This is a genomic window from Erwinia sp. ErVv1, assembly GCF_900068895.1.
Lineage (GTDB): Bacteria > Pseudomonadota > Gammaproteobacteria > Enterobacterales > Enterobacteriaceae > Erwinia.
Genome location: NZ_CDPK01000003.1, coordinates 243,429 through 258,095, shown reverse-complemented (window position 1 = coordinate 258,095; position 14,667 = coordinate 243,429). Strand labels below are relative to the sequence as shown.

The window sequence follows — 14,667 nt, the reverse complement described above, 5'->3', positions numbered from 1 at the left end:
TGAAATAGCCGCTTATTCTACCTGGAATAACGTGGTACGCCAAACCACTGATGGTACCAACGGGGCATTATTTGCGCTCTTAACCCTTTGACAAACCAATTTTCAGCAAAAAAATGAATACTTACCTGCCCCTCAACTGCCGTGTCATACCACTGATAGCGATTCTGCTTATAGCGCATCATCACGCGGCTGGCGGGGAGTCGCCAGGCGCTGTAGCGCGCCACCGAGGCGAGTGCCACCCGCGCGGAAACGGCTCTGAGAAAAGGCGGCGAAGATGACGTGCCGCTGCCGTGATGCGCCACCTGCAATACGTCCGCGGGCAGCTCGGCGGGATAAAACCTCACCAGGTGATGCTCAGTTTTTGACTCAATGTCGCCAGTTAACAGCACACGCCATTTCCCGTCGCTCACAGCAACCACGCAGGAGTGATCGTTACCGGCCCGCTTCTCCCCCTCCTCAGGCCACAGTACCCGAAAGTTCAGCCCCTGCCATTGCCAGACTATGCCCCGGTGACAGGGCAAGTGCCCCTCCGCACCGGGATTGCTGCGAACGCGGGCGGCCGGAAACGCGCGCTGGATACTGGCCAGCCCTCCCATATGGTCAAGGTGCTGGTGGCTGATAATCACCTGCTCCAGCGTGAGGCCCTGCCACTTTAGCCAGGGCAGGATCTGGCTGAGTGCCGCGTCGCCGCTTTCCCAGCGATTACCGGTATCATAAAGCGTGGCCTGACTCCCTCGGGATATCACCACTGCCAGCCCATGCCCCACGTCCAGCATATCGACCCGCCAGTCCGCTCGGGTCGTATTAAGACGAAAGCAGAGCAGCGATAACGTAAAGGCCACCAGCGTCAGGGGTGAGGTTCGCCAGCCGCCGAAGCGTACAGCGAGAATGAGCAGCCATGCCAGCCCGCTCAGCCATAGCGCCAGGGTATTAACGTCCAGCCAGGCCGTCGGCAGCGCCCTCAGGGGCAGAAATGTCCCTGCCAGCGTTCTGTCCGCACCCCACCACAGCAGCTGGCTTAAGGACGTAACGGGGGTAACAATGATGGCACACAGCAAAAGAGGGACGGTCAGCAGTGTAATAATCGGGATGGCCCAGAGATTCGCCAGCAGCGCACTGAGGCTAAAGCCATGAAAAATGACGACCTGAATCGGTAGCAGCAGGAGGAACATGCCAAACTGCACATGCAAAAGCCGCAGCAGCAGCCAGCGTTTTTTCCGCATAAACCTGGCCGGGAGTGGAAACCAGTGAAACCAAATCAACAGACCCGCCACCGCTACGGCCGAGAGCCAGAGGCTGTCAGACAGTATGCTTAGCGGCTCAAAGAAGAGTATCAAACCAATGCACATACTCCATACCTGCCAGTTGCTGCAACAGATCCCACCCAGCCGGAGCAGACTCCAGGCGCTGAGTGCCAGCATCGCACGAATTGCAGGAGGATTGCCGCCGGAAAGCCAGGTGTATATCAGCGCTGCCAGCAGGCTCAAGATCAACGGAAAGCGGTAGCCAATCCATCGCGGGGCAAACCCCAGCTGCATCAGTCGGGCAATCGCCCAGCCCAGACTGGCCGCAAGGCCAATATGCATTCCTGATATCGCCATCAGATGCGCCGTGCCGGTTTCCCGCAGCAGCTGGCTGGTTTCACGGTTGATATCGCCCCGCTCGCCGAAGGCCAGCGCCGAGATTACAGACTGCCAGGGTAGATGCCCGTAATTTTCCCTGCTTGCGGTTATGACGCGATGCCGCCAGCTGCACGCCGGTGTTACGAGAGCCGCTGCGAGAATTCTTCCCGTCAGCGGCGTCTGGTTAGCCAGAGCGAAACGCTGTGCATCAAAGCTGCCCTCATTCAGCCGCGCGTGAACGGGTCGTAGCCTGAGCCTCATCTGCCAGCGCTGACCGGCACAGTAAGGGACAGGTTCACCCTGTGCTTTTAACAGTGCATAAATGGGCGCAAAGACCGGCCTGCCCGCTACCTGTAGAATGCGTACCTTCACCCGCTCAGACTGGGGCAGAAGCTGTTCGATACGCACCACCGCGTCAACCGGGCCAGTGCTTAAGCCAGTTATCTGCTGCCCGATGCTACGGCCTGCGCTGACCGACCAGACCACGATCAGCATAATTATCGCCAGATCGGTTGCCCCCCTCCTTCGCAGAACCAGCAGCAGGCCCGCCGTAATCATCAGCAGTGCGTCAAATCTGCTTCCCGGCAGCGATGGCAGGATTGTCAGCGGCAACGTGGCAATAATGACCCACACAGACAATCGGGTAAGAGAATAAGGCATGTCGGCACTCCTTTATTCCGGGAATACCAGTGTCCATGCATCAGGGAAGGAAATCAGCGGCGGAATCAGTGGGCTGGGGCAGGTACCGCAAACTATTTGGGCGTGTTACAGCTAATGGGGGAAAATTGCGCGACCGCTTCCATTACTGCCCGGTGAACAGGGTACAACTACTGCCCGGTGAACAGGATACAACTATGAAAGATGGACACCGGTATTTCCGGAATAGAGGATGCGTCTGGCAGACGTTTATTGCAGGCAAAAAAAAACGACACCGAAGTGTCGTTTTATCGCTGTAATGCTGTAAGCCTTAACCGTAGATATTTGCGCGATCCCGCAGCTCTTTTCCCGGTTTAAAGTGTGGAACGTACTTCCCTTCCAACTCTACTTTGTCACCCGTTTTAGGGTTACGGCCGGTACGCGGAGCGCGATAGTGCAAAGAGAAACTGCCGAAACCCCGGATTTCAATGCGTTCGCCATCGGCTAAGGTAGTAGCCATATGCTCAAGCATCTCTTTTACCGCATCCTCAACGACTTTCGCCGGAATATGAGAGTGCTGGCCAGCAAGTCGTTCTATAAGTTCTGACTTGGTCATAAAACCTCCGGTTAATCCTTGGAAAAGCTCTGACAGTAACGGTTATCAGGGCGACCTGCGCCGCCCTGATGGCAAAAGCTATTACTCGCCTTTAGCAGCTTTGAATGCTTCAGCCATAGCGCTGGAGAAGTTACCTTCTTCCTGTTTGGTGTTAACAGTATTGATGGCTTCTTTCTCGTCAGCCTGGTCTTTCGCACGAACAGACAGGCTAACAACGCGGTTTTTACGGTCAACGCCAGTAAATTTCGCTTCAACATCGTCGCCGACGTTCAGAACCAGAGTCGCATCTTCAACGCGGTCCAGTGAAGCTTCAGAAGCGCGCAGGTAACCTTCCACGCCGTCTGCTAATTCAACTGTAGCACCTTTAGCATCAACAGCAGTCACTTTACCGTTAACAATCGCGCCTTTCTTGTTCAGAGAGACGTAGTTGTTGAACGGATCTTCTGCCAGCTGCTTAACGCCCAGGGAGATACGCTCGCGCTCTGCGTCAACCTGCAGAACCACAGCAGCGATTTCGTCGCCTTTCTTGTATTCACGAACCGCTTCTTCTCCGGTAGCGTTCCAGGAGATGTCAGACAGGTGAACCAGGCCGTCGATACCGCCGTCCAGGCCGATGAAGATACCGAAGTCAGTGATTGACTTGATTTTACCTTCAACGCGGTCGCCCTTGTTGTGGGTCTCTGCAAACTGCTGCCATGGGTTGTTTTTACACTGCTTCAGACCCAGGGAGATACGACGACGTTCTTCGTCGATATCCAGAACCATAACTTCAACAACATCGCCAACGTTAACAACTTTAGACGGATGAATGTTTTTGTTGGTCCAGTCCATTTCTGAAACATGTACCAGGCCTTCAACGCCTTCTTCGATTTCAACGAAGCAGCCGTAGTCGGTCAGGTTGGTTACGCGGCCAGTCAGACGAGTGGTTTCCGGGTAACGCTTAGCGATAGCAACCCATGGATCTTCGCCCAGCTGCTTCAGACCCAGAGAAACACGGGTACGCTCGCGGTCGAACTTCAGCACTTTAACGTTGATTTCGTCACCAACGTTCACGATTTCGCTTGGATGCTTAACGCGTTTCCATGCCATATCAGTGATGTGCAGCAGGCCGTCAACGCCGCCCAGATCAACGAATGCACCGTAGTCAGTCAGGTTCTTAACGATACCTTTAACTTCCATGCCTTCCTGCAGGTTTTCCAGCAGCTGATCGCGCTCTGCGCTGTTTTCGGATTCGATAACGGCACGACGTGAAACCACCACGTTGTTACGCTTCTGATCCAGCTTGATTACTTTGAACTCAAGCTCTTTGCCTTCCAGGTGCAGCGTGTCGCGTACCGGACGAACGTCAACCAGTGAACCTGGCAGGAACGCACGAATACCGTTCAGCTCAACAGTGAAGCCACCTTTAACCTTGCCGTTGATAACACCGGTAACAGTTTCAGCGTCTTCGTAAGCTTTTTCCAGCGTGATCCATGCTTCGTGACGCTTAGCTTTCTCACGGGACAGCAGGGTTTCACCGAAGCCGTCTTCCACTGCATCCAGAGCAACGTCAACTTCGTCGCCAACCTGGATTTCCAGTTCGCCGGCTGCGTTTTTGAACTGCTCTGCAGGAATTGCAGATTCAGATTTCAGGCCCGCATCAACCAGAACGACGTCTTTGTCGATTGAGACAACAACGCCACGAACGATGGAACCCGGACGGGTTTCGATTGTTTTTAGGGATTCTTCAAATAGTTGAGCAAAAGATTCAGTCATATTGATAATCTTATGGATTCTTCAATTTAACGTCCACCTGACATCCTGACGGGTGGGGTTGTTTCACATGCCCCATGACGTCCATATCACAGGGTTAGATAAACTTTCGGGCCACCTGGGCCCGGGTATCACTGCGGCAAAGCGAGTTTCTCACGCGCATAATTAAGCGAAATTTCAATAACCTGCTCAATCGTCATGCTGGTTGAATCCAGCACCAGCGCGTCCTCTGCCGGTATCAGTGGCGCAATGGCGCGATTACGGTCGCGTTCATCACGTTCTTTTATCTCGGATAAAAGGCGCTCAAAGTTAACACTAAAGCCCTTCTCCTGCAACTGTAGCATACGCCGCTGAGCGCGCTCTTCTGAACTGGCATCAAGGAAGATTTTTACCGGGGCATCCGGAAAAACCACGGTTCCCATATCGCGGCCGTCGGCAATCAGGCCAGGCGCCTCGCGAAACGCCCGCTGACGGCGCAGAAGCGCCTCGCGCACCCGTGGAAAGACGGCGACTTTTGATGCCGTATTACTCACGTCCTGGGTACGGATTTCAGCCGAAACGTTTTCACCTTCCAGGATAACGTCCAGTTCACCTTCGGTAGAGACAAAGCGAACGTCAAGATGAGCGGCAATCGGTACAAGGGCCTCTTCAGACGTAATGTCCACCTGATGATGAAGCGCTGCCAGCGCCAGCACTCGGTATATTGCGCCAGAATCCAGCAGATGCCACTGCAACGCCTCTGCCATCGCTTTACACAAGGTCCCTTTACCGGCACCGCCTGGACCATCAATCGTGATCACCGGAGCTATAGCCGTCATGTCGTTCTCCTGTAGCTGGAATGCCTGAGAAAAACGCCTCAGGCAAATATCGCCGCGCATTATACGCACCTTACGCCAGGATCGTTACCCCTTAAGCATAGTCGCTTCCAAAAAACTGCACGATATGCGCTAAATGTCGTCAGAGAATATCAGGCGCTCGCTGGCAGGAGGCTGAATATCCGCTGCACTTTCAGCAGCGGATTTACAGATTTATGCCAGCGTGCTGATACGGGAAAGCTGCTCGAAATAATCAGGAAACGTTTTGGCAGTACAGCCCGGATCGAGAAGGGTAACCGGCGACAGGGAGAGCGCGACCAGGGAGAAGCACATCGCCATACGATGATCGTTATAGGTGCCAATCTCCGCATACTGAATAGCGGTGGGCGGCGTCACACGAATGTAATCGTTCCCCTCCTCCACTTCTGCACCTACCTTGCGCAACTCGATGGCCATCGCGGCCAGACGGTCAGTCTCCTTGACGCGCCAGTTGTAGATATTGCGCAACACCGTGGTGCCTTTGGCAAACAGTGCAGCGGTAGCAATGGTCATTGCAGCATCGGGAATATGATTCATATCCAGATCGATTGCGTTCAGTTCGCCGCGCGTGCAGGCAATGTAGTCGTCGCCCCATTCGATAACGGCACCCATTTTTTCCAGTACGTCAGCAAACCGGATATCACCCTGAACGCTGTTGCGCCCAATGCCGGTTACCTTAACGGTTCCCCCTTTAACGGCGGCGGCAGCCAGAAAATAGGAGGCGGATGAGGCATCTCCCTCGACCAGATAATCGCCCGGTGAGACGTAGCGTTGATTGCCGGTGATATGAAACACGCCGTAATGATCGTGTTTTACGGTCACGCCAAAGGTCGCCATCAGGTTAAGGGTGATATCAATATAGGGTTTGGACACTAAATCGCCTTTAATAACGATCCTGGTGTCCCTTTTCGCCAGCGGCGCGGTCATCAGCAGCGCCGTCAGAAACTGGCTTGAGACGGAGCCATCCACTGACACCTCGCCACCGTTAAAACCGCCTCTGAGGCGCAGCGGTGGATAGTTGTCCTGCTCAAGATAGTCGATCTCCGCCCCGCCCTGACGCAGCGCGTCAACCAGATGGCCAATCGGACGCTCCTTCATGCGCGGCTCGCCGGTCAGCACGATATCATTACGCCCCAGGCAAAGTGCGGCGGCCAGCGGTCGCATCGCCGTTCCGGCATTACCCAGAAATAACTCAAGCGATCCCTGGGTCTGTAGCGGGCCAGCCTGACCGGTAACCTCACAGACGGTACGATCGGCAGAAAGCTGATAGTTTACGCCAAGCGCCTGTAAGGCATTCAGCATATGGCGGACATCATCGCTGTCCAGCAGGTTGGTCAGACGCGTCGTGCCCGACGCCAGAGCGGCCAGCAGCAGGGCGCGATTGGACACGCTTTTAGAACCCGGCAGATTGACAGTACCCTCTACCAGGGCAATGGGTTGTAAAGTCAGGGAATCCATTTAAGAGCTTTTCTCCAGAATAAATACGGTGAAACCCCGCAGCTTCGCGAGGTTTCAGTGAGGATGACTCACGCCGTTGCTGCGCAGGGCGGTTCAGCCGTGGCGGCGTTCAAAGTCTTGCATAAAGTCGGTCAGCGCCTGGACGCCTTCCAGCGGCATAGCGTTATAGATTGATGCGCGCATGCCCCCTACCGCGCGATGCCCCTTCAGCGCATGCAGACCCGCCGCCAGTGACTCCTCAATAAAGAGGTCATCCAGCGACGCGTCGGCCAGCAGGAAAGGCACATTCATCCGCGAGCGGTTGCCAGTGGCGACGTCATTACGATAAAACGCGCTGCTGTCGATGGTACCGTAGAGCAGATCGGCTTTCGCCTGGTTGCGCTTATCCATCTCAGAGACGCCGCCCTGCTCTTTCAGCCACTTAAACACCAGTCCGGAAAGATACCAGGCAAAGGTCGGCGGCGTGTTGAACATGGAGTCGTTGTCGCTGAGCACCTGGTAATCAAGCACCGAGGGCAGCACTTTGCTGGCCTTACCCAGCAGATCCTCACGCACCACCACCAGCGTCAGGCCAGCTGGACCAATATTTTTTTGCGCCCCCGCATAGATAACGCCGTAGCGGGACACATCAATCGGATGTGAAAGAATGGTTGAAGAGAGATCGGCGACCACCACTTTGTCACCAAAGTCCGGCTCTTCATGAATCGCGAGGCCGTCGATGGTTTCGTTCGGGCAGTAATGAACGTAGGCTGCATCATCGGAAAGCGCCCAGCTGCTCATCGGCGTATTCGCGCGCAGGCCATCAACGGTGGTTTTGGCATCAATCACGTTCGGGGTGCAGTATTTATAGGCTTCTTTGATCGCGCTGTGCGCCCAATATCCGCCGTCTATATAATCTGCCGTGGCGTGCTCACCCAGCAGGTTAAGTGGAACCGCCGCAAACTGCGCGCGCGCGCCGCCGTGACAGAACAACACTTTGTAATTGGCTGGAATTTTTAGCAAATCGCGAAAATCTTTTTCGGCATCCTGCGCGACCTGAGTGAATTCTTTACTGCGGTGGCTTATCTCCATAACGGACGTCCCTAAACCCTGCCAGTTACGAAGTTCCTGTTCGGCACGACGAAGCACTTCCACCGGCAGCATTGCTGGGCCGGAGCTAAAATTGAATACCTGACTCATTTCCCCTCACCACTTTCAGTTCAAACGATTCTCTTCTGCTATCGGTTTTATCATTGCCTCCCCGCTGCTGCAATGTTTTATCCTGACAGCCGACCCGTTCCCGCCGCGTTATCATTACCCCCGGCGGAGAGCGATATAGCGATTCATTAAGAAACCCCGTATCATTACGCGCTTTCTGCACAACCCAAAAAGAGTGGGACTATGACGCAAACATTTATTCCAGGCAAAGACGCCGCGCTGGAAGATTCCATCGCGCGCTTTCAGCTAAAACTGCAGGACCTGGGCTTCAATATCGAAGAAGCTTCATGGCTGAATCCGGTGCCGAACGTCTGGTCCGTCCATATTCGCGACCGCGACTGCCCGCTATGCTTTACCAACGGTAAAGGTGCCACGAAGAAAGCGGCGCTGGCCTCTGCGCTGGGAGAGTATTTCGAGCGTTTGTCGACCAACTACTTTTTTGCCGATTTCTGGCTGGGTAATAAAATTGCTCAGGGCGATTTTGTGCACTATCCCAATGAAAAATGGTTTCCTCTGACCGACGATGACGCGCTGCCGGAAGGCATTCTCGACCCGCGGCTGAAAGCGTTCTACGATCCGGAAAATGACGTAGCCACCAGCGATCTGATCGATCTGCAATCCGGGAATGCCGAACGCGGTATCTGTGCCCTGCCCTTTACCCGTCAGTCAGACCAGAAAACGGTCTACATTCCGATGAATATTATCGGCAACCTGTACGTCTCTAACGGGATGTCGGCAGGGAATACGCCTGATGAAGCTCGCGTGCAGGGTCTCTCGGAGGTTTTTGAACGCTATGTAAAAAACCGCATTATCGCCGAGTCAATCAGCCTGCCTGCCATTCCCGAAGACGTGCTCAGCCGCTATCCGGGCGTTGTGGCATCCATTGAAAAACTGGAGGCGGAAGGGTTCCCTATTTTCTCTTATGACGCCTCTCTTGGCGGCAACTATCCGGTTATATGCGTGGTGCTGTTTAATCCACAAAACGGCACCTGCTTTGCCTCGTTTGGCGCGCACCCTGACTTTGGCGTGGCGCTGGAGCGTACGGTTACCGAACTGCTACAGGGTCGCAGCCTGAAGGATCTTGATGTCTTTACGCCACCAACCTTTGATGACGAAGAAGTGGCTGAACACACCAATCTGGAAACACATTTTATCGATTCCAGCGGGTTAATTTCATGGGATCTGTTTAAAGACGATGCGGATTATCCCTTTGTCGACTGGCATTTTGAGGGTTCCACTCAGGAAGAGTTCGCCACGCTGATGGCAATCTTCAAAGCGGAAGATAAAGAAGTTTATATCGCCGATTATCAGCATCTTGATGTTTACGCCTGCCGCATCATTGTGCCGGGCATGTCTGATATTTATCCCGCCGAAGATCTGCTGCTGGCAAATAACAGCATGGGCGCTCCGCTGCGCGACACGCTGCTTTCCCTGCCGGCAAGCCAGTGGGAAAAAGAGGACTATCTGGCCCTGATCGAGCGTCTGGACGAGGATGGTCACGATGACTTCACCCGCGTACGCGAACTGCTGGGTCTGGCAACCGGGAAGGACAACGGCTGGTATACCCTGCGTATTGGTGAACTGAAAGCGATGCTGGCGCTTGCCGGTGGCGATCTCGATCAGGCGCTGATCTGGACCGAGTGGACCACCGATTTTAATGGTTCGACCTTCTCTCCTGCCCGCGCGAACTATTACCGCTGCCTGCAAACGCTGCTGTTGCTCAGTCAGGAAGATGAACGCGATCCGCTACAGTATCATACGGCATTTGTTCGCATGTATGGTCAGGACGCCGTAGAGGCCGCCTCCGCCGCCATTAGCGGAGAAGCCCCTTTCTATGGCCTTCAGAGCGTTGATGAGGATCTGCTGGCCTTCCCGGCCCACCAGTCCCTGCTCGCCGCATATGAAAAGCTACAGCGTGCTAAGCGCACCTGGTGGCAGCAGAACTAACGCCTGACGTTTCGGCGATAATTCTGACGTAGCCACAGGGCAGCAGCAAATGGCGTAGCTGCTGCCCGATTAATTCCGATTTACCGTGCCTCTCCTCTCAGCCTTATCCTCCTCTCGTTACATAAATATCCTTGTGAATAGCCCGCAGTAAAAGAGACAAAACGTGCTACTTTCAACTTTATTTTAGCCAATTAAAAAAGTTTTATTTCATATAATTCAGTAGCTTAATGCGAATAACATCATTAAAAACAGGGCTTTAAGCCCGATCGCACAGGTGCGGCATGATCCAGGTCAATTTCTTACTGCCTGGGCTTTGTTACTATTTCATCGCTGACTAATTTTGGGAGACGTTAGTGTGAAAGCTGGCAACCCGTTCGATCTACTTCTACCGTCTGAAATGGCAAAAGTTGCCGAGGAAGCCGGTGTCTATAAAGCATCCAAACACCCCTTCACCACTTTTTTTCTGGCGATTACCGCTGGCGTATTTATTTCAATCGCCTTTGTTTTTTACATTACGGCTACGACCGGTGCCGAGGCCCTTCCGTGGGGCATGACGAAGCTGGTAGGCGGTATCTGCTTTTCACTGGGACTGATGCTGGTTGTTGTCTGCGGTGCCGATCTCTTCACCTCTACGGTGCTGACCATGGTGGCTAAGGCCAGCGGCCGGATCACCTGGGGGCAGCTGGCGCGTAACTGGATTAATGTTTATATCGGTAACTTTTTTGGTGCCGCTTTCTTTGTCGGGCTGATCTGGTTCGCGGGCCAGCATATGGCGGCCAACGGGGCGTGGGGCCTAAACGTTCTGCAAACGGCCGACCACAAAATGCACCATACGTTTATCGAGGCCGTCTGTCTTGCCACCCTGGCGAATCTGATGGTCTGCATGGCGGTATGGATGAGCTACTCGGGCCGTACGCTGACCGATAAAATGCTGGCGATGGTGCTGCCCGTAGCGATGTTTGTTGCCAGCGGTTTTGAACACAGCATCGCGAATATGTTCCTGATCCCAATGGCTATCGTTATCAGGGATTTCGCCTCTCCTGAATTTTGGCATGCAACGGGCGCAACGGCGGCCCAGTTTTCGCACCTCACCGTTAAAGACTTTATTACTGATAACCTGATCCCGGTCACTCTCGGCAACATTATCGGCGGCGGTTTGCTGGTAGGCCTGACATACTGGGTCATCTATCTGCGAGATGGCGACCATCACTGATCGCCGACATTCATTTAGCTCCCGCGGCCAGGGCTGGCGGGACGGAAGAACTCAACGTAATTAAGGTAGGTATCAAATGAGCACACACAATGAAAAACAGGCCGCAGCCTGGGCGAGCTTTGCAGAAGGTGAATGGCAGAACAGCGTTAACGTTCGTGACTTCATCCAGAAAAACTACACGCCTTATGAGGGTGACGAATCTTTTCTGAGCGGTGCCTCTGAAGCCACTACTGCCCTGTGGGACAAGGTCATGGAAGGCATTAAGCTGGAAAACCGTACCCATGCGCCGGTAGATTTTGATACCGACCTGGCCTCTACCATTACCTCACATGACGCGGGCTACATTAATAAAAAGCTCGAGAAAATTGTTGGTTTACAAACTGAAGCTCCGCTGAAACGCGCACTTATTCCGTTCGGCGGCATCAAAATGGTTGAGGGTTCCTGTAAAGTTTACGGCCGTGAACTGGATCCGGGCCTGAAAAAAGTCTTTACCGAGTACCGTAAAACCCACAACCAGGGCGTATTTGATGTTTATACCCCTGACATTCTGCGCTGCCGTAAATCTGGCGTACTGACGGGTCTGCCCGATGCCTACGGACGTGGCCGCATCATTGGTGACTACCGCCGCGTGGCGCTGTACGGCATTGATATGCTGATGAAGGACAAGTTTGCTCAGTTTACCTCGCTGCAAAGCGATATGGAAAACGGCGTCAATCTTGAAGCCACTATCCGTCTGCGTGAAGAGATTGCTGACCAGCATCAGGCGCTGCAGCATATTAAAGAGATGGCGGCAAAATACGGCTGCGATATCTCCGGACCTGCAACCAACGCGCAGGAAGCCGTACAGTGGACCTACTTCGGCTACCTGGCGGCGGTGAAGTCGCAAAATGGCGCAGCGATGTCCTTTGGTCGCGTATCCACCTTCCTGGATATTTACATCGAACGCGATCTGCAGGCCGGTAAAATCACCGAGCAGGATGCACAGGAGCTAATCGACCACCTGGTCATGAAGCTGCGTATGGTGCGCTTCCTGCGTACCCCAGAATACGATGAGCTGTTCTCAGGTGACCCCATTTGGGCAACGGAATCGCTGGCCGGAATGGGCGTGGATGGTCGCACCCTGGTGACCAAAAACAGCTTCCGCTTCCTGAATACGCTCTACACCATGGGGCCATCTCCAGAACCGAACATGACCATTCTGTGGTCTGAGAAGCTGCCGCTTAACTTCAAAAAATATGCGGCGAAAGTCTCAATCGACACGTCGTCAGTTCAGTACGAAAACGACGACCTGATGCGTCCTGATTTCAACAACGATGATTATGCTATCGCCTGCTGCGTGAGCCCAATGATCGTCGGTAAACAGATGCAGTTCTTTGGCGCCCGCGCTAACCTGGCAAAAACCATGCTGTACGCGATTAACGGCGGCATGGACGAAAAAATGAAAATGCAGGTCGGTCCAAAAGAAGCCCCGATGATGGATGAGGTGCTGGACTACGATAAAGTGATGGCCCGGATGGATCACTTTATGGACTGGCTGGCTAAACAGTACGTGACCGCACTGAATGTGATTCACTACATGCACGACAAATACAGCTATGAAGCCTCGCTGATGGCGCTGCACGATCGTGATGTCTACCGGACTATGGCCTGTGGTATCGCAGGTCTGTCGGTGGCGGCTGACTCACTTTCCGCCATTAAATATGCGAAAGTCTCCACCATTCGTGATGAAGACGGCCTGGCGGTCGACTTCAAAATTGAAGGTGAATACCCGCAGTTCGGTAACAACGACTCCCGCGTCGATGATATCGCCTGTGACCTGGTTGAGCGCTTTATGAAGAAAATTCAGAAGCTGCACACCTATCGCGATGCGGTGCCCACTCAGTCCGTGCTGACCATCACCTCTAACGTGGTTTACGGCAAAAAAACCGGTAATACCCCGGATGGTCGTCGCTCAGGCGCGCCGTTCGGACCCGGCGCTAACCCAATGCACGGTCGCGATCAGAAAGGTGCCGTTGCCTCCCTGACCTCGGTGGCGAAGCTTCCGTTTGCCTACGCGAAAGATGGTATCTCTTACACCTTCTCCATTGTGCCTAACGCACTGGGCAAAGATGATGATGTACGTAAAGCCAACCTTGCCGGATTGATGGACGGGTATTTCCACCATGAAGCCAGCATTGAAGGCGGCCAGCATCTTAACGTTAACGTGATGAACCGTGAAATGCTGCTGGATGCGATGGACAACCCGGAGAAATATCCACAGCTGACCATCCGTGTTTCAGGCTACGCGGTACGTTTCAACTCGCTGACCAAAGAGCAGCAGCAGGATGTGATTACGCGTACCTTTACTAAATCTCTGTAACGTTTACGCTGAGAATAAGGGCTCCACATCGGTGGAGCCTTTTCCAGTCTTCTTTGCCAGCCGCCTTCAGGTTCTACGCTTCTCAGACTGCGGGCAAAAAAGACTTAACGCAGCTCACAGACTGCGACCCGCCACCGCGCGGGACTAACGTGGAGAATTCATCGCAATGTCAGTAAAAGGTCGCATCCATTCATTTGAATCCTGCGGGACCGTCGACGGCCCCGGCATCCGCTTTATCACCTTCTTTCAGGGCTGCCTGATGCGCTGCCTCTATTGCCACAACCGCGATACCTGGGATACGCACGGTGGTAAAGAGATAACCGTTGAAGAGCTGATGAAGGATGTCGTTTCCTATCGCCACTTTATGAATGCCTCCGGCGGCGGCGTAACCGCATCGGGCGGAGAAGCGATTTTGCAGGCGGAGTTTGTGCGCGACTGGTTTCGCGCCTGCCATGCTGAAGGGATTAATACCTGTCTGGATACCAACGGTTTCGTTCGCCGCTACGATCCGGTCATTGATGAGCTGCTGGAGGTCACCGATCTGGTGATGCTGGATCTGAAGCAGATGAACGATGACGTACACCAGATCCTCGTGGGTGTGTCCAACCACCGCACGCTTGATTTTGCCCACTACCTCGCGAAGAAGAAAATCCGCACCTGGATCCGCTACGTGGTGGTGCCCGGCTATTCGGATGATGATGACTCTGCACACCGCTTGGGTGAATTTACCCGCGACATGGGTAACGTGGAGAAGATTGAGCTGCTGCCCTATCACGAATTGGGCAAGCATAAATGGGTTGCGATGGGTGAAGAGTATAAGCTTGATGGCGTTCATCCACCGAAAGCAGAGACCATGGACCGTGTAAAACATATACTTGAAGGCTACGGCCACAAGGTCATGTACTGACAGAAAAAGCGGTTGGGCGGTGAGGCTCTACAGCGTCGCCGGACACTACCGCTGTTTTTACCGCCAGACTTTGTCGCCGTTTAGTACGAGCAGTCAGCCAGCGGCC

10 protein-coding genes are annotated in these 14,667 nt (G+C 53.9%); 4 read left to right on the top strand and 6 right to left on the bottom strand.

What is annotated here, in order from left to right; genetic code table 11:
• Positions 1-17 precede the first annotated feature (17 nt).
• From A1830_RS05405 to serC, 6 genes are all read right to left on the bottom strand, one after another.
• Positions 18-2,282, bottom strand: a complete 2,265-nt coding sequence (locus tag A1830_RS05405) for a ComEC family protein (protein ID WP_067702846.1) — start codon at positions 2,280-2,282, stop codon at positions 18-20.
• Between the two features lie 307 nt (positions 2,283-2,589).
• Positions 2,590-2,874, bottom strand: coding sequence for an integration host factor subunit beta (gene ihfB / locus A1830_RS05400; protein WP_067702844.1), 285 nt, complete (start codon positions 2,872-2,874; stop codon positions 2,590-2,592).
• 81 nt (positions 2,875-2,955) lie between these two features.
• Positions 2,956-4,629, bottom strand: coding sequence for a 30S ribosomal protein S1 (rpsA, locus tag A1830_RS05395; protein ID WP_067702841.1), 1,674 nt, complete (start codon positions 4,627-4,629; stop codon positions 2,956-2,958).
• Positions 4,630-4,757: 128 nt separating this feature from the next.
• Positions 4,758-5,444: a (d)CMP kinase gene (gene cmk, locus A1830_RS05390; RefSeq protein WP_067703697.1), complete on the bottom strand. Its 687-nt coding sequence runs from the start codon at positions 5,442-5,444 to the stop codon at positions 4,758-4,760.
• Between the two features lie 210 nt (positions 5,445-5,654).
• Positions 5,655-6,938, bottom strand: a complete 1,284-nt coding sequence (aroA, locus tag A1830_RS05385) for a 3-phosphoshikimate 1-carboxyvinyltransferase (RefSeq protein ID WP_067702838.1) — start codon at positions 6,936-6,938, stop codon at positions 5,655-5,657.
• A gap of 93 nt (positions 6,939-7,031) precedes the next feature.
• Positions 7,032-8,117, bottom strand: a complete 1,086-nt coding sequence (gene serC / locus A1830_RS05380; protein WP_067702835.1) for a 3-phosphoserine/phosphohydroxythreonine transaminase — start codon at positions 8,115-8,117, stop codon at positions 7,032-7,034.
• A gap of 201 nt (positions 8,118-8,318) precedes the next feature.
• Between serC and ycaO the strand changes: the two genes are divergently transcribed.
• From ycaO to pflA, 4 genes are all read left to right on the top strand, one after another.
• Entirely contained in the window at positions 8,319-10,082 is a 1,764-nt protein-coding gene (ycaO, locus tag A1830_RS05375) for a 30S ribosomal protein S12 methylthiotransferase accessory factor YcaO (RefSeq protein WP_067702832.1), read from the top strand.
• A 355-nt stretch (positions 10,083-10,437) separates the two neighbouring features.
• Complete coding sequence (focA, locus tag A1830_RS05370; RefSeq protein ID WP_067702829.1) at positions 10,438-11,295, top strand: formate transporter FocA; 858 nt, start codon at positions 10,438-10,440, stop codon at positions 11,293-11,295.
• Between the two features lie 76 nt (positions 11,296-11,371).
• On the top strand, positions 11,372-13,654 hold the full coding sequence (pflB, locus tag A1830_RS05365) for a formate C-acetyltransferase (protein WP_067702826.1): 2,283 nt from the start codon (positions 11,372-11,374) through the stop codon (positions 13,652-13,654).
• A gap of 166 nt (positions 13,655-13,820) precedes the next feature.
• Positions 13,821-14,561 carry a pyruvate formate lyase 1-activating protein gene (gene pflA, locus A1830_RS05360; RefSeq protein WP_067702823.1) on the top strand — a complete coding sequence of 247 codons (741 nt, stop codon included), beginning with the start codon at positions 13,821-13,823 and terminating at the stop codon, positions 14,559-14,561.
• The last annotated feature ends 106 nt before the right edge of the window (positions 14,562-14,667 follow it).

Excerpts from the sequence above, each read along its gene's own strand:
- A1830_RS05405 (WP_067702846.1), bottom strand. The coding sequence starts at position 2,282 with ATGCCTTATTCTCTTACCCGATTGTCTGTGTGGGTCATTATTGCCACG.
- ihfB (WP_067702844.1), bottom strand. The coding sequence starts at position 2,874 with ATGACCAAGTCAGAACTTATAGAACGACTTGCTGGCCAGCACTCTCAT.
- rpsA (WP_067702841.1), bottom strand. The coding sequence starts at position 4,629 with ATGACTGAATCTTTTGCTCAACTATTTGAAGAATCCCTAAAAACAATC.
- cmk (WP_067703697.1), bottom strand. The coding sequence starts at position 5,444 with ATGACGGCTATAGCTCCGGTGATCACGATTGATGGTCCAGGCGGTGCC.
- aroA (WP_067702838.1), bottom strand. The coding sequence starts at position 6,938 with ATGGATTCCCTGACTTTACAACCCATTGCCCTGGTAGAGGGTACTGTC.
- serC (WP_067702835.1), bottom strand. The coding sequence starts at position 8,117 with ATGAGTCAGGTATTCAATTTTAGCTCCGGCCCAGCAATGCTGCCGGTG.
- ycaO (WP_067702832.1), top strand. The coding sequence starts at position 8,319 with ATGACGCAAACATTTATTCCAGGCAAAGACGCCGCGCTGGAAGATTCC.
- pflB (WP_067702826.1), top strand. The coding sequence starts at position 11,372 with ATGAGCACACACAATGAAAAACAGGCCGCAGCCTGGGCGAGCTTTGCA.
- pflA (WP_067702823.1), top strand. The coding sequence starts at position 13,821 with ATGTCAGTAAAAGGTCGCATCCATTCATTTGAATCCTGCGGGACCGTC.